The sequence below is a fragment of the Acetobacter papayae JCM 25143 genome, from assembly GCF_000613285.1.
In the GTDB taxonomy this organism is placed as follows: domain Bacteria; phylum Pseudomonadota; class Alphaproteobacteria; order Acetobacterales; family Acetobacteraceae; genus Acetobacter; species Acetobacter papayae.
The window spans coordinates 69,389-90,957 of record NZ_BAIN01000005.1 but is presented as its reverse complement, the minus strand read 5'-3'; the positions used below and the strand labels follow the sequence as shown (position 1 = coordinate 90,957).

The window sequence follows — 21,569 nt, the reverse complement described above, 5'->3', positions numbered from 1 at the left end:
CCCTGCACCACTGGCCCTGCTACGCGGGCGGCACAGGCGGCGTCTGCTCCTGCGCACCCGCCGGTCCATTGCGGTACAGCCTATCCTGCGCCGATGGCTGGCGGCGGTTGATCTCGGCCGGGCCGTGCGGGTCGATGTAGATATCGACCCGGTTTCATTTCTCTAGGCGAAACAACGCCAGCGCGTTCCGCCCCGAGCCGGTCAGCCCGCTTTACTTGCTGGGTTCGTCATTCGCAGGCTTGGCCGTGCTGGTCAGCACGGTGGAAATGGTTTCACGCAGAACCGTCACACGCACATTGGGTGCGATTTCCACTTCGATTTCCGATGAATCCTCGCGGCTACGCTGCACAATACCCACAACACCACCGGCGGTCACAATCCGGTCACCACGGCGCAGGGCCTTGAGTTCGGCCTTGAGCTGCTTCTGCCGCTGCTGCTGCGGGCGGATCATGAGGAAATACATGATAGCGAAAACCGCGACAAACGGCAGGAAAGAGATCAGCCCGGCTCCTGCACCACCGCCCCCGGCGGTCTGGGCGTGGGCGGCGGGAATAAGGAAATCGAACATGGGGTGCTGACTTTCAGAATAAGGCTGGTTGCACAAACGGAAGAAGTGACCATAGTTTTCAATCCTTTTCCGTCAAGCTCCTCCATGGAAGTTCGCGGCACGCGCCGGCATGCTTTCTGCACAGGAGAAAAAAGAGGCCCCTATGGACGCAGAGCAGACCCCGCTTCTTGAACGTATCGCCACGGCGCTGGAACGTCTGTCCCCCCCGCCCGCAACGCTGGAGGGTGTAGACACGGCGGATGCCTTTGTCTGGCTTCCAGAACGCGGCAGACTGCAGCCCGTAGCGCATGTAGCCCATGTGCCGGTTGACCTGCTGCGCGGGGTAGACCAGCAGCGCCGGACACTGGTTGAAAACACCCAGCATTTCGCCAGCGGGCTGCCTGCCAACAACGCCATGCTGTGGGGCGCACGCGGCATGGGCAAATCCTCTCTGGTCAAGGGGGCACATGCTCTGGCCAACCAGATCGATGGCAAACCCTGCCCACCCGGCAAGGGGCGGGTAGCGCTGATCGAAATCCAGCGAGAAGACCTGACAAGCCTGCCACTACTGCTAAGCCTTTTGCGCGAGAACCCGCGCCGGTTCATCCTGTTCTGTGATGACCTGTCCTTTGAAAAGGAAGACAGGGATTACAAGGCCCTCAAATCCGTGCTGGATGGCGGCATAGCCGGACGGCCCGAAAACGTGCTGTTTTACGCCACCTCCAACCGCCGCCACCTGATGCCGCGCGACATGATCGAAAATGAACGGGCAACGGCCATCAACCCCTCAGAGGCAACGGAAGAGAAGGTCTCCCTTTCCGACCGGTTCGGCCTGTGGCTTGGTTTTTACGCCTGCGAGCAGGACACCTATGCCGATATGGTGCGCGCCTATGCCGCCCAGCGCGCCCTGCCGATACCCGAGGCCGAACTGATGGCCCGCGCCAATGAATGGGCCATTACGCGCGGTAGCCGCTCCGGCCGGGTGGCGTTCCAGTTTATCGAAGACCTGAGTGCCCGGCTGGGTACCCTCGCCCCGTAATCTCTAAGTGGGCACTTCTGGCGGGCCACAAACACGCCGCAAAGGTGCAAGAATGTGCCCTTAGGCCTTCTCGCGTCTTGCGTCCCGCCAGCCAATGCGTTGAGATAGCATCGAATGCAGGGGAGACCTGCGTACCGTCATCAGATACGAGGCACCATGACCCAGACTGATCCCGCCGCTCCTGTTTACTGCGCCCCCGCCAACGCGGCTGAGGCAGGCAGGGTCGACATTCGGACTGTCCGCTCCAACCCGGACTATTGGTACCCGGTAGCCTGGTCACGTGAAGTCAAACCCGGCAAGACCATCGGCACGCGCTATGCTGGCCTGCCAATTGCCCTTGTACGCCCCAAAGAAGGCCCGGTTTTCGCTCTGGAAGACCGCTGCGCCCACCGGCAGGTGCCGCTCAGCAAGGGAGAGGTCAAAGGCGATTCAGTCAAATGCTGCTATCATGGCTGGGCCTATGGCCGTTCCGGCCGCTGCATTGACGTGCCCTATCTCGCAAGGGCAAGCTCCCCAACGGGGTGCGCACCTTTCCCTGCCGCGAGCAGGATGGGATGATTTTTGTCTTCCCCGGTGATCCGGAAAAAGCCGAAACAACACCGCTGCCGCCCGCTCTGGCACGCGCTGCCAACCCGGCTTACAAAACCCGGTATTTTGGCCGCGAGGTCGGGTGCCACTACAGTTTCATGCACGAGAACCTGATGGATATGAACCATCAGTTCATGCACTCCAAGCAGATGGGCCAGATGAAACCGCGCTTCCTTGGGCAAATCAAGGAACCCGGTCTGGTTGAGGCCCGCTACAGCTTTGCCCGCACAGGCGGCAGCCAGCCTCTGGGCGAAGCGCTGATCTTTGGTGAACGGCGCGATGCCTCGGCCAAGTTCCAGCACCGCGATGTCATGACCATCCGCACCGAATACCCCTACCAGACCCTGCGGATCCAGACCGGGGATGAAGACCCCGTGATGGATCTGTGGATTGTCTACGTGCCCCAGAGTGCTGATGAACTCACCAACCGCACCTTTGGCCTGCTCTCGGTCAAACGGCCAAAAATTCCCGGCCTGCTGGACATGGCCTGGCCGTTCCTCGTTGCATTTACCGAGCGTATTTTCGCAGAAGACCGCGAAATTGTGGAACTGGAGCAAAAAGCCTGGCGCGAACTGGGTGGAGACCACAATGTGGAGGTCTTCCCCGTTATCAACGCGCTACGTGACCTGCTGAAGGAATGCGGCGTGCCGCCAGCCTCTGGGTCTCATGCCTGATACGCTACCCCTCGAGCTTGACGCGCCTCCCTGCCGCCTGCGCCTGCTGACACCCGATGATGCCCCGGCCCTGCACCATCTGGTCAATGACTGGGAGGTTGTGCGCATGCTCAGCCGCCCGCCTTTTCCCTACCCACGGGAACTGGCGGATGAATGGATAACCGCCACACAGACCCTTTGCCAGAAAGGCGAAGGGTTCTACTTCGCCATACTGGGGCCCGATGGCAGGCTTGCTGGCTGTATTGGCCTGCGTATCATGCCGCTGCCCCAGACAGGCCGTGCACCCCATGACAATGCTCCCCGCGTCGGGCAACTGGGTTACTGGATAGGCCGCGCCTATTGGGGGCAGGGCTTTGCCTCGCTGGCGGCAAGCCGCATTGCACGCTGGGCGCTGGCTCACCTGAACATAGACCGCCTGACCGCCACCGCCGCACAGGATAACGTGGCCTCCATTCGCGTGCTGGAGCGCGCGGGCTTTCGCCACACAGGCACGGACCGACAGAAATTTGTGGCACGCGGCACCGACCTGCCCGTGGAACTGTTCGAAGCAACCCGCACCGATATCAGCCAGCCTCGCTCCCCCAAAAAGGCACCCGATAGTGCCGGGCAAGCCCCCGCTGCCACCGCGCAGCTCCCGCACCGAACACTGATGCCCCTCCCCCCTCTGGCACTACAAGCAGTGCCGAGACGGCTATCGAAACGGGCAGACCATCGCCCCCGTCCGAAGCTGACAGAGCACCGGCGCGGCGGCTGGTCTTGGTCAGTGCCGCAGCACTCATCAACCCGGCTGGCAGATTCTTCTGGCTCGCAGGCCTGAGGGCAAGAGCATGGCGGGGCTGTGGGAGTTCCCCGGCGGCAAGGTGGAGCCCGGTGAAACACCAGAAGCCGCCCTTGCACGCGAACTGCATGAGGAACTGGGGCTGGATATGAGCCGCGCCTGCATGGCTCCTTTTACCTTTGCCTCGCATGCCTATGCGGGTTTTGACCTGCTCATGCCCCTGTATCTGTGCAGACGCTGGCAGGGCACCCCCACCCCGCGTGAAGGCAGAAACTAGCATGGGTCGCGCCTGAAAACCTGCGGGATTACGCCATGCCCGAAGCGGACCTGCCTTTCATCCCCCTGCTACAAGCACTGCTGTGAGAGCGGCCGCCTCTTTGGTCGCGCCTGCCCTGCCCGCCATGTCGCTTGACGGCACCCGCCTTGCGCGCCTAACCAGAAAGCACACCCTGTTGGGGTGTCCTCGTGATTTGTCCGGCCGGATTGCGGCGAGGTAAAAGAAGTGCGCTAAAGAGGCCCTGACGACGCCCGCCCGACGTCAAGGTTTCCACGGTCAGTTTCAACAGACGGATACCGCAGGATTACGTGCGCGGGATCGTCTGACACGAGAAAACCGGATACCAGAATGAGCAACTCCGATACATCAAGCCAGTCCACCTGGCGCCCCGCCACCCGCCAGCTCCATGCCGGTCTTGAGCGCACGGCCTATGGCGAAACCAGCGAGCCCGTGTTCCTGACCTCGGGCTTTGTCTATGACAGTGCCGAACAGGCCGCCCAAACCTTCACGGGCGAAGTCACCCACTACCAGTACAGCCGCTTTGGCAACCCCACCGTGGCGGCACTGGAACGGCGTCTGGCTGATCTGGAAGGGGCGGAAGCCTGTGTTGCCACCTCAACCGGCATGGGCGCGGTTTCCTCCGCTCTGCTGTCTCATGTCAAAGCAGGTGACCGCGTAGTCGCGTCCAGCGCCCTGTTCGGCTCGTGCCACTGGATCGTGGCCAACCTGCTGCCGCGCTACGGCGTTACCACGGTATTCGTTGACGGCACCAACATGGATGAATGGGCCGAAGCCCTGTCCGAGCCAACAGCCGCCGTGCTGCTGGAAAGCCCTTCCAACCCCATGCTGGAAATTCTCGACATTGCCGCCATTTCCGCTCTGGCGCACAAGGCCGGGGCCATTGTGGTGGTGGACAATGTGTTTGCCTCTCCCGTGTACCAGAAGCCGCTTGAACTGGGGGCGGATGTGGTCGTGTATTCATGCACGAAGCATATCGATGGTCAGGGGCGTGTTCTGGGTGGGGCCGTGCTGGGCCGCGCGCAGTGGATTACCGAAACGCTTCAGCCTTTCACACGCAATACCGGCAACGCCTTTCGCCCTTCAATGCGTGGGTCATGCTCAAAGGACTTGAAACCCTCTCCCTGCGTGTGGACGCCATGACCCGCAATGCGGCACAGGTGGCGGATTATCTGGCCTCTGCCCCCGGCATTGTCACCGTGCGCTATCCCGGCCGGGCCGATCACCCGCAATATGCTCTGGCCCAGCGCCAGATGAGCGCTGGCGGTACGCTGGTGGCCTTTGAAGTTGCGGGCGGGCGCGAGGGTGCTTTTGCATTCATGAACGCGCTGAAGCTGATCGCCATTTCCAATAATCTTGGAGATTCGCGCTCACTGGTCACGCACCCGGGCACCACCACCCATTCCAAGATCGCCCCCGAAGCCCGCGCGGCACTGGGGATCAACGAAGGGACGATCCGTTTCTCCGTCGGGCTGGAAGATGCGCAGGACCTGATCGACGATCTGGCACGTGGTTTCGCGGCTCTGGCCGCTCTTTAAGCCACATGCCCCGGTGGCCCGGCATCATGGGCCACCCATAAAATACAACGGGCCTGCCCCCACGGTATAACCGCAAGGACAGGCCCGTTAGAAAAACCCGTTTTACCGGGCGCTTAAAACAGTTCTCAGCCCTGCTTCTGCGCTTTCCAGCCAGTCTCACGCAGGCAGAAAGACAGCCCGATTGCGATAACAATCCCGACCACCAGCGGCATGAACGCCCGATGGAACAGGGCCATGCTGTCGGTATCGCCCCCCACCATCAGCGCGGATACGAGCGGCGACATCACGCCCGTGGTGCCAAATACCAGAAAGTTCATGACACCAGCGGCAGTGCCCTTCACTTCCGGCGGGTTCACTTCCTTCATGGAAGAGAACGGGATCATGGCCGCGCCAGATGCGATACCCATCACCAGAGCAACCGAATAACGGGGCATAACACCAGCGGGGATGTACAGCGCGCACAGCGAGGCCGCCAGCAGCACCACGGCACCACCAATCAGCACCGGCTTGCGCAGGCCGATCTTGTCTGAAATCCAGCCCAGCAGCGGACAGCCAATAACCCAGCCAATCGGCACCATGGACACATCCGAGGCTGCGAAAGCCATGGTTGTGTGCTCGCCCTTGCTGAGCATGGAGGCCCCCCAACCCAGCGCACCAATGGTGGTGGGCACGAACAAGAGCCCGCCAACGATACCCGCGATCCAGCTTTGCGGATTACCGAAAATAATACGGAACGGCTTGAGCAGGTTACCAAGGGAAAGATGCCCGTGATGCGCCGTGCTGTCCCCCGTATCACGCGGCATGACAAACCATGTCGCTACGGCCAGACACACGCCGATAACACCAAAACCGAGCCAGACAGTCTGCCACGGAATGTGAAAAGACCCATTAGGGTCGATCAGGATACGTGTGGGCTTGGAGCCAAAAGCCGCCCCAGCCATGCCTAGGCACTGCGTAAGCCCGACAAAAAGGGCCAGCGTGCGGGCGGGGAGATAACGGGCCGCCACATAGGACGATCCGACAAAAGCGCAGATAGCGCCGAGGGATTGGATAACATACCCCCCGATCCCTGCCGCGAGGCTCCCCTGCGCGAAAATAAGGCAGCCCACACTGGTAATAGCAATGCCCACCGGCATAGTGGCATGGGCACCGTAGCGGTCAAGCAGCACACCCACAGCCAGCGCCGCAAGGGCATAGACAATATAGTAGGAAGCAATCATCAGCCGAGATGGCTGTTACCCCATGCCTGTGTCAGCTCGTCCTGCATGATGCCGGGCGCTGAACGGATAGCGTATTGGTAAAAATAGAACAGCGCGCACAAGAACCAGGCCAGCACATAAAGGGGCTGGATCGTCTGCGGCTGTCCTGCCGGCGCGCTACCCGGCAAAGGCGCTGTATTGGACGTCTGAGAAGCCGACATGAGAAATTCCGATATTGCAAAATACCGTGCGCCTGCTCCCCACAAGGAAAACAGGCGCACAAAGGGTTAAGTTATTTCGCAGGCGGACGGGCGTTTGCCGTAGCCACATGCCGGCCCCAGGAGATCAGTTCCGGGGTGCAGTCATCACGCGGGATCACACATTCGATCAGGGTCGGGCCTTCCTTGTTGTCCAGCGCAACCTTGACCGCATCGGCCAGTTCGCCCGCCGTGGTGGCGCGCAGGCCAACGCCCTTGCCGTCTTCCGCGTTGAATGCGTTTACAACAGCCGCGTAGTCCCAGTTTTTAATGTTGTTGTAGGGGCCATCGTGAATTTCAACTTCGATGGTGTAACCCGCGTTGTTGATCAGGAAAATAATGACCGGCAGCTTGCGCCGCGTCATCTGCGCCACTTCCTGCGCCGTCAGCTGGAACGAGCCATCACCCACCATCAGAATGGTGCGACGTTCCGGTGCGCCCACGGCATAGCCGAATGCCGCGGGAACAGACCAGCCGATATGGCCCCACTGCATTTCAACTTCGACGCGCGCGCCGTTGGGCAGCTTGGTGCGCACTACGTTGAACCAGGAATCGCCCGTCTCACCAATAATGGTGGTTTCGGGCGTAACAAGGCTCTGCAGCGTCAACTGGATGTCCGCGCGGGTCAGCTTGTCATCACCGCTGCCAGTGGTTTCAACCACCGTTGCGGTATGTACGCGCTTGTACTGAACCAGAGTGGCATCTTTTTTCGGCTTATCCTTGAAGTAGGCCGCCAGCGCTTCCAGCAGTTCCTTCAGATGGATATTGTCGAACGAAAAGCCGTTGAGCTTGGTAATGTTCTTGTCCAGAATGGCAACGTTCGGACCCTTGGGCCATGCGGTCCAGCCTTCAGTCGAATAATCGTTGAAAATGGGTGCCAGCGCCAGAATGCTGTCAGTCCAGTTAAAGATGTCGTTAACACCCGGCGTGCTGGCGCTGCCCCAATAGGTGCCCACATAGCCCGGATGCTCTTCAGGGAAGAAGCTTTTCGCTGCGGCCATGGTGCCAACAACGCAGCCCAGCGCATCAGCCAGTTTCACGGCAGCGGCTTCCGCACCGGCGGCGCGCAGGCGGCTACCGATCAGGATAGCGGGTTTTTCGTGCTTTTCGATAAAGCTGGCGACAGCCGCCACGGCTGCATCAAGCGTTTCCTTGTCTGAAGGACGCTCATCCAGAACAGCGCTGATGGGGCCGGGAGCCGCGCAAGGCTGAGCGGAAATATTGCAGGCGATTTCGATATAGGCCGGCTTCTTTTCACGCAGGGCCGTACGGATAACGTGGTCGATCTTTTCCGGCGCATCTTCCGCACTAGTAATGGAAACAGCAGCACAGGTCAGCTTTTTTGCGATTTCGAGCTGATAGCCGTAATCCGGAATACCAATGGTATGGTGCAGGATATGCCCACTACCATGATCATTGGAATTGGGTGCACCAGAAATCAGGATAACCGGAAGGTTTTCGGCATATGCACCGCCGATAGCGTTCAGGGCGGAAAAAGCCCCAACATTGAAGGTCACAACAGCCGCTGCGGCACCATTGGCGCGGGCATAACCCTCAGCCGAAAAACCGCAGTTCAGTTCGTTACAGCAGTAAACCTGCTCGCAATCCTTGTTGAGCAGAAGCTGGTCAAGCAGCACCAGATTATAATCACCGGCGACAGCAAAATGGTGTTTCAGTCCGATCTGGGAAAGACGTTCAGCGAGGTAAGTACCTACGGTATAAGACATGTTTTCTTTCTCCCTTGGTGGGCTATCCTGAGATCCCACTTTACTGGAACGGAAAATACCGGAAGGTCACATAAACCGTGTTGCCCGATGCGGTCGGGGTCACACTGCTGCCGTGACTGTCAATGCCTGTATAGGCAAACTTCCGAATATAGGTGTATTGCAGACCCGCCATGACGCTGCCGTACTGGCCCTGCATGAAATGCCACCAGCCACCCGCCGTGAACGATGCCAGCGTGTGAGTTTGGGCCGAGCAGGTTGCCTCTTTGACACCGGGGGGCGTATCGCAGCCACCCAGATCAAGATCACTCACGCCGTAGCCATACTGGCGGCCATCAGCGCCCATGTAATATTTGCGCCCGGCAGATTCTACGCCCCCGTAGGTGTAAAGCAGCACGGAGGACGTCGGGTGCCCGATCAGGCCGAGCGAGCCCATGATTTCGGGCACAGGCACAAACTGACCCTGACCATTGAATGTGGTATCGGGCAACTGGGTTGGCCCGTAACGGCCTATGCCATCACCTGCCAGCACGTTACCTGTCAGTTGCAGCTTGTTGGTACCCAGAGGCATGGTCATGCCCGCACCAACACCGCCGCCGAACGAGGTCTGTTTTTTAGCCGTTGTCGCACCTGGGGCTACGGCCACGGAGCGGAACCACCGCGCAAGGCCAAAAACCTCATAATGCCCGAACGAAGTATCCACTGCCCCTTTGAGGATAATATCCGGCACGGGGTTGTTGGTGTACTGGGTGGTGGAATTCAGCAACACGCCGCCAGCATTGGTGTAATACACCGTTGCCCCGGTGGTATCGCCATAAGCTGCGGGCAGTGTGCCACCAGATGACGTATTGCCCGAAAACGCGACTGTTGCCTCCGGGTCTTCAATGGAAAGACCCAGCCAGTATTTCTGGTTCCAATCCTTGCCGATACGAATTTGCGGCACGCGGGTAAAAACAATGCCCGGAATCTGGTTATTATCTGTAACCGCAGGAAGCTGCTCCTGCCGGGGCAGAATACCCTTGGCGTAATTAGTAGCCAGACTCCACGCCTGCCCCATGAGCAGGTGAAAACCCCAGTTTTTTTCGGTAAAGGTAAAATATCCCTGCCGCAGACGGGGCACATAGCCATTGATCTGCACGCTGTTGCTACTTACACCCGCACCGGCAAAGTCGCTCTCAACATAAGCCTGCAACCGCACCGACTTGGACGGATTAGCCTCCATAAGCACCGACATGCGACTGAGCTGCGAGGAAAGACGCTCCTCACTCAACCCATGATTATGGCTGTTGGCATAAGGAAAACTGCCCCACGCCGTAGCGGGGCCGCTTGTCATATTGGAATCACGCCAAATATTGGAGAGTTCCACAAAGCCACCAAGCCGCACGGAAATACCGCCAATACTGAAAATGGGCGGCAGAGTATCCACAGCCGTTTGCGTAATGGCCTGCGGGCTAGCTGATGACAGATCGATGGTGGATTTGGTCGTAGGCGGCTGGTTGGCGTCGGGCATCCACTCGAAAGCCGCCCGTTCCCGTGCCCCGTCACGCACTTTGAGCGGCAGCATTTCCTTTGCATGCTCAGGCTGCGTATCAGATGAAAAACGAATAGCGGGTTCAAAAACACCCGCAGACACTGCGGGATGGGCCGCCCCTCCCGCGCCAGTTACCCCGGCGGGAACAGTATCGGCCACGTGGGTGGCAGTTCCGGTCCCTTTACCAGCAGCCACATGGGGTGTGCCACCATGCTGCTTGTGCGCCTGCCGCTGCTCAATCGCTTCGACCTGCGCTGCAAGTTTACGCATCTGCGCTTTGATTAAGGCAATTTCCTGCGCGTCATCCGCGTAGGATGCAACAGGCATATCCATTACACAAAAAACAGTTGCCCCAATCAGCAACTGGGCTTTGAGCCCGCGCTTTCTGGCCCTGTTCTGTAAAATGGCAAATATCACGCCTGCCCCTTGGGGTATGCACACTCTGCAGGAAGCGTTTTTTTATATCGGCCTGACCTGCATATGGGTCAGACCCTGCTTTTTATTTCTACAAACAATGCGCGGTTATCATTTCAATAATCGTCAATAACGCGCGCCCCAAAAATGGTCAAGAAAAACCACAATTCTCCGTGTACCGAACGAAAAGGTTATAATGAAATTTTATTGCCCTGAGATTCGAAATACAAAAATAAACAGAAACTCGAGCTGCATATATTTTTTTCATTATTATACTTTCTCCACCTCACCCCATTATGACAACAGCATGACTTTAAGAAAAATTTTAGCGATTTTCGCTTCTCGACACTCCAGCACTCCGCGCCTTTCAGGTGGCTCCGGCCCGCAGTGCTTGGCAGAAGCCCCCTGTTTATGATAGTGCTGCCCGCCTTGATCTTGAACCAGACAGCGCGTGCACCAGCTCATGTGGGCGGAGCAAACTGCTGGCACGGCTTCCCCTTATATGTTCAGGAGCACACTCGCCCATGGCCGACCGGGCTGCCCTCCCTCTGTCGCATGAACTGGAAGAACCCTACACCGACCTGTTCGCGGCACTGCCCGTTTACGAAATGGTCACTGGCGCCATACGCGTGCAGGTGCAGGTTTTCTGGCTGGCTGACCAGTCCGAACCGGACGAAGGCAGCTATTGCTGGGCCTATCGTATCCGTATCGGCAATGACAGCGCCAACCCCGTGCAGTTGCTTGAACGCACATGGCTCATTACCGACACGCAAGGCCGCGAGGAACACGTGCAGGGTGCGGGCGTAGTGGGGGAACAGCCCATTATCCAGCCGCGCACCAAGTTCGAATACACATCGGGTGCGGCTCTGGGCACCCCCGGCGGCTTCATGCGCGGCACCTATCTGATGCGCGACACCACGACCGGCACATGCTTTGACGTGACCATTCCCGCTTTCAGTCTGGACAGCCCGTTCCAGCAGGCACTGCTTCATTAATCCGAATTTTGTTCGCAGACAGGAGACCGGCATGAGCGCGCCGCCGCCCAACACAGACAGCCAGACTGACCGCCCGACCCAGACCGAAGCCGAACAGGCTGTGCGCACCCTTTTGCGCTGGGCAGGTGATGACCCGACGCGCGAAGGCCTGCTGGATACGCCCGCCCGCGTTGCCCGCGCCTATACGGATTTTTTCTCCGGTTACGAAATCGACCCGGCAAGCCTGCTGCGCCGGACTTTTTCGGAAGTCGATGGGTATGATGAAATCGTGCTGCTGCGCGATATCCGCTTTGAAAGCCATTGCGAGCATCATCTGGCCCCCATTATCGGCCGCGCCCATGTCGCCTACCTGCCGCGCCAGCGCGTGGTAGGCATTTCCAAACTGGCCCGCGTGGTGGATGCCTATGCCCGCAGGTTGCAGATTCAGGAACGCATGACAGCGCAGATCGCCAATACGATCAATGATGTGCTGGAACCCCACGGCGTTGCGGTCATTATTGAATCGGCCCATGAGTGCATGACAACACGCGGCGTACACAAGCCCGGCGTTTCCATGGTAACCAGCTCCATGCTGGGCGTGTTCCGCAACAATTCCGATACCCGGCGCGAACTGATGGCCATGCTCAACCGCCCCGGCACACAGGACTTCTGAAGCAAAAAAAACACCTCCCGAACGGGCTGTCCGGGAGGTGTTTTCAGTCTTGCCAAGGCAATGACGTCAGATGGAAACGCTGGCCCCCAGCACCTTGATAAACTGGGCAAGCCACGCAGGATGTGCAGGCCAGGCCGGGGCTGTCACCAATTCCCCATCGGTCACCGCATCCGTCAGGGCGATATCGGCATAAACGCCGCCAGCCAGTTCCACTTCCGGTTTGCAGGCCGGGTAGGCCGAAACCTTGCGGCCCTTGATGGTGCCTGCCGCTGCCAGAAGCTGCGCCCCATGGCAGATCGCCGCTGTCGGGCGGTCAGCAAAGGCACGGACAATTTCAAGCACACGAGCATTCAGCCGCAGATATTCCGGCGCACGGCCACCCGGCACGATCAGGCCCAGATAACTGTCAGTATCAACGCTTTCGAAATCCGCATTCAGCACGAAAGCATGGCCGGGCTTTTCGCTATAGGTCTGCGCCCCTTCGAAATCATGGATGGCGGTCAGCACCTTGTCGCCCGCCTTTTTGCCGGGGCAGACAACGTCCACCGCGTATCCGAGCATCAGCAGCGCCTGATAGGGCACCATGATTTCGTAGTCCTCAACGTAATCACCGGCCAGCATCAGCAGTTTAACATCATCAGACATGGGTATCGTCCTCTTTCAGCCCTTCGCGCAGGCGGGGCATGAGTTCCACAAAGTTGCAGGGCCGATGGCGGCTATCGAGCTGGAACACCAGAATATCGTCCCACCCGTCCTTGACCGCGCCGGTCGAACCCGGCAGCGCGAAAAGATAGGTGCCCCCGGCAACCCCCGCGAGCGCACGGGACTGAATGGTGGAGGTGCCGATCTTGCTGTAAGACAGCATGCGGAACAGCTCTCCAAAACCTTCAATGCGTTTTTCCAGCACGCGCTCAAAGGCCTCGGGCGTGACATCGCGCCCGGTAACGCCGGTGCCGCCACTGGTAATGACCACATCCACCATGGGGTCCGCTATCCACGCACGCAGCCTCTGTTCGATCAGCCCGGCATCATCGGGCACAATGGCGCGATCCGCCAGAACATGACCTGCCGCCTCAACACGGGCAGCAAGTGTCGTGCCCGAGGAATCGGTTTCCAGCGTGCGCGTATCCGACACGGTCATGACCGCGATCCGCACCGGCAGGAAGGGTCTACTTGTATCAATTCTGGACATAAAACCTGTCTTCTCTCTGCCTTAGGCTCTCCCCGGCCCCGCCGAACACGGCGCGGCCGGTTTTCCTGCCGGGCACCATAACAGCTTCGGGGCTGGCGTGCAGTCCCATGATCAGGGACCTGTACCATCTCCCTTTTTTCACGCACCGGATTACAGAGGACTGCCGGAGTGGGCAGCGTTATCTCTCACGCACGCAGGATAGGGAGTGGACGGCCTCATCCGCTACTGGCAGAATTACACCATGCGTTATCGTCTTTTCCGCCCGGCACTTGCCCTTGGGGTCTGCCTTGCCACCCTGCCCATGGCCCATCAGGCGTCAGCCTCGCCGTCCGATACCGTGCCCTCCGCAACCGTAGAGGGGCAGCGGCTTGAAATCGGTCTGGCCTGCCCGGCCATGCTGCATATCCGCACGGAAAAAGGGCCGAAAAACACCGTGCGGGGCCATTGGCCGGATAATACCGCCATCACCCACCAGCCTGATGGCACGGTAAGGCTGGCCATTGAGGCCTGCGCAACACCGGATGCCACCGCAACCAAAACCCCGACCAGCATCGACATAGCCACACCGCCAAACATGGCCTTGGCCATTGAGGCACCGCAGGCCAGTGCCGTCGCTGTTGATAACCGCACTGGCCCGGTCTTTCTGCACACTGGCCCCGGCCTTACGCAGATTGGCACGGCAGAAACGCTGGACCTGATTGCCGATGCCGCAGGCACAATCGACATTCCCACCCTGCCCGATTCAGCCCGCATCCGCTCCACGGGCACGGCCTCCGTTACAATCGGCAAGGCCAATGGCACCGCCCTGTCTGTCTATCTTGGTGGGGCTTCGAGCTTTCTAGCCCGTTCCGGGCGGCTGAAAGCTCTCGAGATCACCTCCGCCAGCACCAAAGACGCTATTTTCCACGGCGAAACCGGAGTGGCAGCCCTGCATGTTGAAAGCAGCGGCTCCATTATCGTGGACAAGGCCAGTGGCACAGTCGCTACAGAACGGGATGGGCCGGGCCGCATTCTGGTCAACCAGCCGCAGGACCAGCCCACCACCAGCCTCGACCATCCCTCCGGTGAGCCAGCGGGCCACCAACCCACCCAACACTGAACCACCCCACGTAAAGGGAGACCAGCCCGGTGTCGTTCAGTCGGCTGTTTATCATGCGTCCTGTCGGCACCACCCTTATGGCTCTGGCCTTTGTGGTGGCGGGGCTATTCGCCTACCGCGCCATGCCGGTTGCCGACCTGCCCAATATCTCGGTGCCGGTCATTTACGTGATTGCCACCCAGCCCGGCAGTTCGCCCCAGCAACTGGCCAGCGCCGTTACCACACCTCTAGAGCGCAGACTTGGCCAGATTGCAGGCATTGAAAGCATGCGCTCAGACACAACGGACAGCAGCAGCTTTATCCTGCTGTTTTTCAAAAGTGACCGGGATATCAACGGTGCCGCGCGTGACGTGGAGGCCGCCTTGCGTGCCGCACGCACGGACATGCCCACAACCCTGATCATGCCGCCGCAATATTACAAGGCCAATCCGTCCGACAGCCCGATCATGGTCGCGACCCTGACATCGCCCACCCGCGCGCCCGATGCCCTGCGTGATCTGGCGGAAACCCGCCTTACCCCCTTGCTCGCGGGCGTAAAGGGCGTGGGCTGGGTGGAGCTTGTGGGATCAGACAAATCCGCCATTCAGGTAGAGATGAACCCGCAGCTTCTCTACCATTACGGAATCGGGTTTGAGGATGTGCGCTCGGCACTGGCCTCTGCCAACGCCAATACGCCCAAAGGCTTTATTGACATGGCCGGGCAGCGCCTGACGCTCCAGACCAATGATCAGGCACGTGACCCCGAGCAGTATCATGGGCTTGTCATTGCCTACCGCGATGGCCGGCCTGTGCGGCTGGACAGTGTTGCCCGGGTGCATAGCGGCCCGCAGAGCGACCGCAAGGCAGGCTGGCTGAATGCAAACCCCGCCGTTCTGGCCATTATCCGTGCCCAGCCGGGCAGCAACATTATAGAAGTAACCGACGCCATCCGCGCGCGCGCAGCCTATCTGCGGCAGGCCCTGCCCGGCGATGTCAAACTGACACTGGTAACAGACCGCTCGATTTCCATCCGTGGCGCCTTGAAGGACACGCAGGAAACGCTGCTGATGTCCGTTGCACTGGTGGTGCTGGTGGTGCTGGCCTTCCTGCGGAGCTGGCGCTCCACCTTTATTCCCGCCGTGACCGTTCCCGTCTCGCTGGCGGGGTCGCTCGCGGCCATGCACCTCATGGGATTTTCGCTCGATACGCTCTCGCTGATGGCGCTGACCATCGCCACCGGCTTTGTGGTGGATGATGCGATTGTGGTTGTGGAAAACATCGCCCGCCATATGGAGGCGGGGATGGAGCGCATGGAAGCCACCCTGATCGGCTCGCGAGAGATTACCTTTACCATCCTGTCCATTACCGTCTCGCTGGTGGCGGTGTTCCTGCCGCTGCTGCTCATGGGTGGGGTGCCGGGCAAGGTATTTTTCGAGTTCGCGATGACCCTGACCATCGCTGTCTCCGTCTCTTTCTTTCTGGCGGTTTCCCTCACGCCCATGATGTGCGCGCGCCTTCTGGCAGTGCCCGACCCGCAGGCTCCACCAGAAAGCCGGAGCCGCAACCCTTTCGTATGGGTGGCGGGTGTGCTGGCAGATACGACAGACTGGTTCCTGCTCCACACAGCCAAAGGCTACAGCCGCGCGCTGGACTGGACACTGCGCCACCCCTGGTGGGTAACGCTCTCTTTGCCGCTGAGTGTGGCGGCCACCATCGGCATTATCGTGGTTATGCCCAAAACCATTCTGCCTGCCGAAGATATCGCCCTGCTGGAAGGCTATCTGAGCGCCGATCAGAGCATTTCCTTCACTGCTATGGCGGACAAGGCCAAGCGGGTGGTCAAAATCATGATGGCCGATCCCGATATCCGCGATGTCATGGGCTTTACGGGGGAGGATGCCGCAAACGAGGCCACAATTTTTGCCGTGCTGAAGGACAAGAACCAACGCAACGCAACGCCCGAAGCCATTGCCGCACGGCTACGCAAGCAGGTTGGCCAGATTGCGGGGCTGAGTGCGAGCATATCCAACCCCGGCGATATCAACGGTGGTGGCCAGCGGCAGCATGAAGGCGCTTACAGCTTCATCTTCAGTTCGGATCAGGCGCAGGATATCCAGACTTGGGTGCCCCGCCTGACAGACGCCCTGCGCAACAGCCAAATCCTGCGTGGTATCAGCAGCCACCAGAGCGGCAGCGGCACGGCCATTCATGTGGATATCGACCGCGAAACCGCCGCGCGCTATCTCGTCACACCACAGTTGATCGGCAATGCGCTGTACGATGCCTACGGCCAGCGCACAGCGTCGAGCATATCGAGCCCATTCACCACCTCTTATGTGATCATGGAGGTGGCAAAAACGTTCCGCGACAACCCGGAGCAACTCAAAACACTCTGGGTTTCCACCTCGGGCGGCACCGCCTCGGGAGCCATTGCGTCCAATACTGTGCGGGTACGCCTGAACAGCAGCAGTTCTTCGACCTCCAGCAGCACGACACTGAGCGAGCAGTCTTTCCGCAACGCTGTAGCCAACCGGCTGGCGGGCGGCGGGGCCGGGGCTTCAAACGGCTCGGCCGTGTCCTCGCTGGAGGAAACCATGATCCCTCTGATCGCGATCAGTCGACTCATCTCGCGGCCATCGCCCCTTCAGGTCAGCCATGAATCGGGCATGATATCAGGCACTATTTCGTTTGATCTGGCCGAAGGCCGCTCGCTGAACGAGGCCGAGGCCGAAATTCGCGCCACCATGCGCGCATTGCACGCGCCACAGAGCCTACAGGGCGGGTTTTCAGGTCAAGCAGGCGACCTGCACAAGGATCTGGTGAATGAGTTGCTGATCATGATCGCGGCCATCGCCACCATGTATGTCACGCTGGGTATCCTGTATGAGAGCTACAGCCAGCCTTTGACCATTCTCTCCACCCTGCCCTCTGCTGCCATGGGGGCCGTGCTCATGCTCTGGCTATGTGGGCAGCCCTTCTCGCTCATTTCCATGATTGCGGTCATTCTGCTGATTGGCATCGTCAAGAAAAACGCCATTCTGATGATCGACTTTGCCTTGCAGACGGAACGGGCCGGCGTATCGCCAGAACAGGCCATCCGTGAGGCCTGCCTGACCCGCTTCCGCCCAATCCTGATGACAACCATGGCCGCAGCTTTCGGGGCCGTGCCCATGATCCTTGGCCGGGGTTACGGCGCAGAACTGCGCCTGCCGCTGGGAATCGCCATTCTGGGCGGGCTGGCCACCAGCCAGTTGCTGACCCTGTTTTCCACCCCCGCCATTTACCTGATCATGCACCGCCTCAGCGCTGCCGCACAAACCCTGAGCCGCAACGCATGGTCTTTGCTGCGAAAACCCTTTAAGACACGGGCCTGAACACCCTGCGGCTCCCGCCGGGAGCACCTTTTTCAACCAGACCGGAAAGACATGACCATGTCAGACACCCTGCCCGATCGGCTGTCCGTCAACCCTGAAAGCCCCTTCTACAACGAGGCCCTGCTGGCCCGTGGCGTGGGCGTCCGCTTCAAAGGTGTGGAAAAAACCAATGTCGAGGAATATTGTGTGAGCGAGGGCTGGGTGCGCGTAGCCGTGGGCAAAACCACGGACCGGCGTGGCAACCCGCTGACCATGAAGCTGACCGGCCCGGTTGAGGTCTGGATCAAGGACTGATCTGCTTCAGGCACATGCCCCATACAATTAAATACTTTATTTAATTGTATGGGTTTGGAATACTGCGCCGTCTAAAAGACAATGACAGGGACAAGAGCCGTGACACAGACACAAGCCAGCACAACACCTGACCTGCATTTCACGATCGTGATTGTCGGGGGTGGTTCGGCTGGTATCGCTCTGGCGGCGCGCCTTCTGCGCATGCGCCCCACGCTGGATATCGCCATTATCGATCCCGCTACCACCCATGCCTACCAGCCCGGCTGGACACTGGTTGGGGCGGGCGCAATGAAACTGCGCGATACACTCGATCAGGAAGGCGGGCTTATCCCGGCAGGCAGCAAGTGGCTGCGCGCTGCGGTTACCTCTTTCCAGCCCGAAGCCAACACCGTTACCCTCGATGATGGCCGCACCGTTGCCTATAACCGCCTGATTGTCTGCCCCGGCCTGCAACTGGACTGGGACAAGATCAAGGGCCTGCGCGAGACGCTGGGCCGCAACGGCGTTTGCAGCAACTACTCGCGCGAGACGGTGGAATACACCTGGACCTGCATCCAGTCCCTGGCAGGTGGCACGGCCCTGTTTACCCAGCCGCCCATGCCCATCAAATGCGCCGGTGCGCCGCAGAAAATCGCCTATCTGGCCTCTGACTACTGGCGCAAAAAAGGCACGCTGAGCCGCACCAATGTCGATTTCTGTCTGGCGGGCGATGTCCTGTTCGGTGTTGCGTATTATCGCCCCCCCTTGCAGGAAGCGGTTGATTATTACGGCATTAACCTGCGCTACAAGACCAACCTGATTGCAGTGGACGGCCCGGCCCGCACGGCCACTTTCTCCGTTACTGCTCCTGATGGCACCGTGACGGAAGACGTCCGCAGCTTTGACATGCTGCATGTAACACCCCCGCAGAGCGCGCCTGATTTCATCAAGCAGAGCCCGCTGGCCGATGCCGCTGGCTGGCTGGAAGTCGACCCCGCCACCCTGCGCCACAGCCGTTTCGAATTCATTTTTGGTGCGGGGGATGTCATGAACACCTCCAACGCCAAAACCATGGCGGCCGCCCGGGCACAGGTGCCTGTCGTATGCTCCAATGTGCTGGCCTCGCTCGACGGCAAACCGCTGGATGGCCAGTACGATGGCTACGGTGCCTGCCCGCTGACAGTCGGCTACGGGCGGATCGTGCTGGCGGAATTCCTGTACGGCGGCAAGCCCGCCCCCAGCTTCCCGTATGACCAGCGCAAGCCCAGCCGTTTTGCATGGTTCCTTAAAACCACGGTATTCCCGCGCGTATATTGGGACATGATGCTCAAGGGGCGCGACATCGAACTGCCGCATCACCCACGCTGGATTTCTGAATAAGCTTTCCATACAGGCCCCTGCACCATGCAGGTGGCCTGCTTTACAGGCCGTGAAATTCGCCTTATAAAAGGGCCGTATAGGTTGTTTTTACGGCTCATGCGCTTGTAGAAATTACAGCGTCACACCCTGTAAGCCTCCCCAGAAGGAAGAAATGCCCCGTATTGCACGTTCACCAAGCGGGACAGAGCCTCTGTGTACAGCCTCTCCTGTACTATCAGTGCGTGATGGCATCCCCTTCTTTCTTCCTTACCAAACGGGGCTTTTCAGGCATAAGCAGCACAATACAACAACCGGGCCTGTCACGATTAGGCCAAAAACGGCTGGTAAGATGCCTGTTGCCAAACGGCACAGCGACCACCACACCCTATCCCGGGCAACATGTATTCCCTTGGCCGCAGTCCATCAGTTCGGCCATTATGAAGGTCGCATGAATCACTTCACGTTCATCATCACTCCTTCCATGGTGCCCTAGTGCTACCAATCTCCGGCATTGTTGACCGCTATCTGGCGCGCCAGATCGTGCTGGGCGTTGTGGGCACCATTGCGGTGCTGACACCGCTGGTCTGGCTCATGCAGGTGCTGCACCTGTTGCCCCTGCTCTCCCGTCAGGGGGTGTCATTCCTCTCATTTCTCTGGATGATCCTGCTGATCCTGCCCGGACTGGTCGAGATCATTCTGCCCGTGGCTGTTTTTATCGCCATTCTTGTTACATACAGCCGCGCCATGGCTGACCGTGAACTAACGGTCATGCTGGCATCTGGCCGTTCCCCCCCCCAACTCAGCCGCCCCGCCACATTCATAACGGGTGCATGCATTCTGCTCAGCTATCTGCTGACACTGGTCATCGTCCCATACAGTGCCCGCCATATCCATCATCTCCAGCAGTCGCTCCGTAGTCAGGGGGCCGTGCTGCTTCTGCAAGATGGCGTGTTTTTCAATATCATGCCCGGCCTTACGGTTTACGTACGCCAGAAGGATAGCAATGGAGAACTGCACGGGCTGCTGATCAACGATGAACGGCAGCCGGGCCACAGTTCCACCGTACTGGCCCGCCACGGCGTCATGATCATGAAAGACCACATGCCCCTACTGGTCATGCTCGATGGCTCCCGGCAGGAAATCGACCCGCATACGGGCCATCTGGGCATGGTGTATTTCACGCAGGAGGTCCTGTCCCTCTCCTCCGAAAGCCAGCATTCCGAAGGCCCCGGACCCGAAGAGCAGCCTCTTTCCACGCTGCTCCACCCGCCATCGGATGTATCGGCTCAGGAACGTGGTCGAATGATCGCCGAAGGGTGGAAGCGTCTGGGAGAGCCCCTGACTGCGCTGGCTCTTGCCGTTATCGCGCTCAATGCCACCCTGCGCGGGCAGTTTTCGCGTCAGGCCTCCATACGCAGACCCGCATGGGCGGTACTCGCGGTGATCGCGTTTATCGCGCTTAATCTGATGCTGCATTCCCTATCGGTCAAACATGCCGTATTCGGCATTGTTTCACCCTGCATCTCCATGCTCGTTGGCGCGATAGGGCTGTTCAGGCTACGGGATCGAACCTGCTGAACTGAACGGGTAGCGTGTCCCTAGCGGGCAGAGCGTTCTTCCTGCGCCGGAGCAGGCTGGGCCGCCGCGTTGAGCGCCTGCGCCGCCAGATAGCCCGCCGTCACACTGGCCATGCACAGGGCCAGCGAAAGCCCGATATTCAGCAATGCGCGCAGTGCGGCTCCCTGCCGCAGCAGATCAAGGGTCTGGAGGCTGAATGACGAAAACGTGGTAAAGCCACCGCAAATCCCCACCATGAACACCAGACGCGTGGTTTCGGACGCTGGGAAACGCCCGCTAGCGGCAGTTAACGCGCCAAAAAACGCAATGGCGAAAGAACCGCTGACATTGATCAGGATTGTGCCCCATGGCAGCCACTGGCTCCAGCGCAGGGCCGCAAGCCCCCCCCAGTAGCGCAGCAGCGTGCCGAATGCGCCGCCCAGCCCGATCAGGACGGTTGTTGCAAGCCGTGTCGCCATTGTCGTTTCCTCTCCCTGCCAGAGCC

At 59.6% G+C, this 21,569-nt stretch carries 17 protein-coding genes, 3 pseudogenes and 1 riboswitch; of the genes and pseudogenes, 12 read left to right on the top strand and 8 right to left on the bottom strand.

The annotated features are described in order from the left end of the window. Window positions 1-166, top strand: a 166-nt coding sequence (locus tag JCM25143_RS22230; protein WP_159101584.1) for a hypothetical protein, incomplete at its 5' end; no start/stop codon positions are given. 45 nt (window positions 167-211) lie between these two features. Here the strand turns inward: JCM25143_RS22230 and yajC are convergent. Next, on the bottom strand, window positions 212-568 hold the full coding sequence (gene yajC, locus JCM25143_RS02710) for a preprotein translocase subunit YajC (RefSeq protein ID WP_025859942.1): 357 nt from the start codon (window positions 566-568) through the stop codon (window positions 212-214). A gap of 142 nt (window positions 569-710) precedes the next feature. Between yajC and JCM25143_RS02705 the strand changes: the two genes are divergently transcribed. From JCM25143_RS02705 to metZ, 4 genes and pseudogenes are all read left to right on the top strand, one after another. Beyond that, the gene (locus JCM25143_RS02705; protein ID WP_025859941.1) at window positions 711-1,586 is read left to right on the top strand and encodes an ATP-binding protein; all 876 of its coding nucleotides are present in this window, start codon (window positions 711-713) and stop codon (window positions 1,584-1,586) included. 156 nt (window positions 1,587-1,742) lie between these two features. Beyond that, window positions 1,743-2,848, top strand: a pseudogene (locus JCM25143_RS16230) (Rieske 2Fe-2S domain-containing protein). Then, window positions 2,841-3,989: pseudogene (locus JCM25143_RS25365) on the top strand (GNAT family N-acetyltransferase). The pseudogenes JCM25143_RS16230 and JCM25143_RS25365 overlap by 8 nt, the downstream one beginning before the upstream one ends. Window positions 3,990-4,078: 89 nt before the next feature. After that, a riboswitch (SAM riboswitch) is annotated at window positions 4,079-4,158 on the top strand. Window positions 4,159-4,251: 93 nt separating this feature from the next. Further along, a pseudogene (gene metZ / locus JCM25143_RS16215) lies at window positions 4,252-5,459 on the top strand (O-succinylhomoserine sulfhydrylase). A gap of 125 nt (window positions 5,460-5,584) precedes the next feature. On the opposite strand, the gene JCM25143_RS16210 reads toward metZ, so the two are convergent. The 4 genes from JCM25143_RS16210 to JCM25143_RS02675 form a co-directional block, all read right to left on the bottom strand. Next, complete coding sequence (locus tag JCM25143_RS16210; protein ID WP_199897812.1) at window positions 5,585-6,679, bottom strand: MFS transporter; 1,095 nt, start codon at window positions 6,677-6,679, stop codon at window positions 5,585-5,587. After that, complete coding sequence (locus JCM25143_RS22625; protein ID WP_199897811.1) at window positions 6,679-6,879, bottom strand: hypothetical protein; 201 nt, start codon at window positions 6,877-6,879, stop codon at window positions 6,679-6,681. Before JCM25143_RS22625 ends, JCM25143_RS16210 begins: the two co-directional genes overlap by 1 nt. 71 nt (window positions 6,880-6,950) lie before the next feature. Next, on the bottom strand, window positions 6,951-8,642 hold the full coding sequence (locus tag JCM25143_RS02680; protein WP_025859940.1) for an alpha-keto acid decarboxylase family protein: 1,692 nt from the start codon (window positions 8,640-8,642) through the stop codon (window positions 6,951-6,953). 40 nt (window positions 8,643-8,682) lie between these two features. Continuing rightward, entirely contained in the window at window positions 8,683-10,497 is a 1,815-nt protein-coding gene (locus tag JCM25143_RS02675) for a hypothetical protein (RefSeq protein WP_369347349.1), read from the bottom strand. Between the two features lie 611 nt (window positions 10,498-11,108). Between JCM25143_RS02675 and apaG the strand changes: the two genes are divergently transcribed. Beyond that, window positions 11,109-11,579 (top strand): Co2+/Mg2+ efflux protein ApaG, encoded by a 471-nt coding sequence (gene apaG, locus JCM25143_RS02670; protein WP_025859938.1) that lies wholly within the window; start codon window positions 11,109-11,111, stop codon window positions 11,577-11,579. Window positions 11,580-11,610: 31 nt separating this feature from the next. After that, window positions 11,611-12,231: a GTP cyclohydrolase I FolE gene (folE, locus tag JCM25143_RS02665; RefSeq protein WP_025859937.1), complete on the top strand. Its 621-nt coding sequence runs from the start codon at window positions 11,611-11,613 to the stop codon at window positions 12,229-12,231. 66 nt (window positions 12,232-12,297) lie between these two features. Here folE and JCM25143_RS02660 read toward each other — a convergent pair whose 3' ends face one another. Both JCM25143_RS02660 and moaB read right to left on the bottom strand, forming a co-directional pair. Beyond that, a complete protein-coding gene (locus tag JCM25143_RS02660) occupies window positions 12,298-12,876 on the bottom strand; it encodes a DJ-1/PfpI family protein (protein WP_025859936.1) in 579 nt (192 codons plus the stop codon). Further along, window positions 12,869-13,423 (bottom strand): molybdenum cofactor biosynthesis protein B, encoded by a 555-nt coding sequence (gene moaB, locus JCM25143_RS02655; protein ID WP_025859935.1) that lies wholly within the window; start codon window positions 13,421-13,423, stop codon window positions 12,869-12,871. Before moaB ends, JCM25143_RS02660 begins: the two co-directional genes overlap by 8 nt. 205 nt (window positions 13,424-13,628) lie before the next feature. Here moaB and JCM25143_RS16205 point away from each other — a divergent pair, with 205 nt between their 5' ends. The 5 genes from JCM25143_RS16205 (at window position 13,629) to lptF (ending at window position 21,085) form a co-directional block, all read left to right on the top strand. Further along, entirely contained in the window at window positions 13,629-14,522 is an 894-nt protein-coding gene (locus tag JCM25143_RS16205; RefSeq protein ID WP_025859934.1) for a hypothetical protein, read from the top strand. 29 nt (window positions 14,523-14,551) lie between these two features. Further along, complete coding sequence (locus JCM25143_RS02645; protein WP_025859933.1) at window positions 14,552-17,875, top strand: efflux RND transporter permease subunit; 3,324 nt, start codon at window positions 14,552-14,554, stop codon at window positions 17,873-17,875. A gap of 57 nt (window positions 17,876-17,932) precedes the next feature. Beyond that, entirely contained in the window at window positions 17,933-18,169 is a 237-nt protein-coding gene (locus tag JCM25143_RS02640; RefSeq protein WP_025859932.1) for a DUF3297 family protein, read from the top strand. A gap of 99 nt (window positions 18,170-18,268) precedes the next feature. Next, window positions 18,269-19,528: an NAD(P)/FAD-dependent oxidoreductase gene (locus JCM25143_RS02635; protein WP_025859931.1), complete on the top strand. Its 1,260-nt coding sequence runs from the start codon at window positions 18,269-18,271 to the stop codon at window positions 19,526-19,528. A gap of 471 nt (window positions 19,529-19,999) precedes the next feature. Next, complete coding sequence (lptF, locus tag JCM25143_RS02630) at window positions 20,000-21,085, top strand: LPS export ABC transporter permease LptF (protein WP_025859930.1); 1,086 nt, start codon at window positions 20,000-20,002, stop codon at window positions 21,083-21,085. Between the two features lie 20 nt (window positions 21,086-21,105). Here lptF and crcB read toward each other — a convergent pair whose 3' ends face one another. Continuing rightward, the gene (crcB, locus tag JCM25143_RS02625) at window positions 21,106-21,543 is read right to left on the bottom strand and encodes a fluoride efflux transporter CrcB (RefSeq protein WP_025859929.1); all 438 of its coding nucleotides are present in this window, start codon (window positions 21,541-21,543) and stop codon (window positions 21,106-21,108) included. Window positions 21,544-21,569 lie beyond the last annotated feature (26 nt).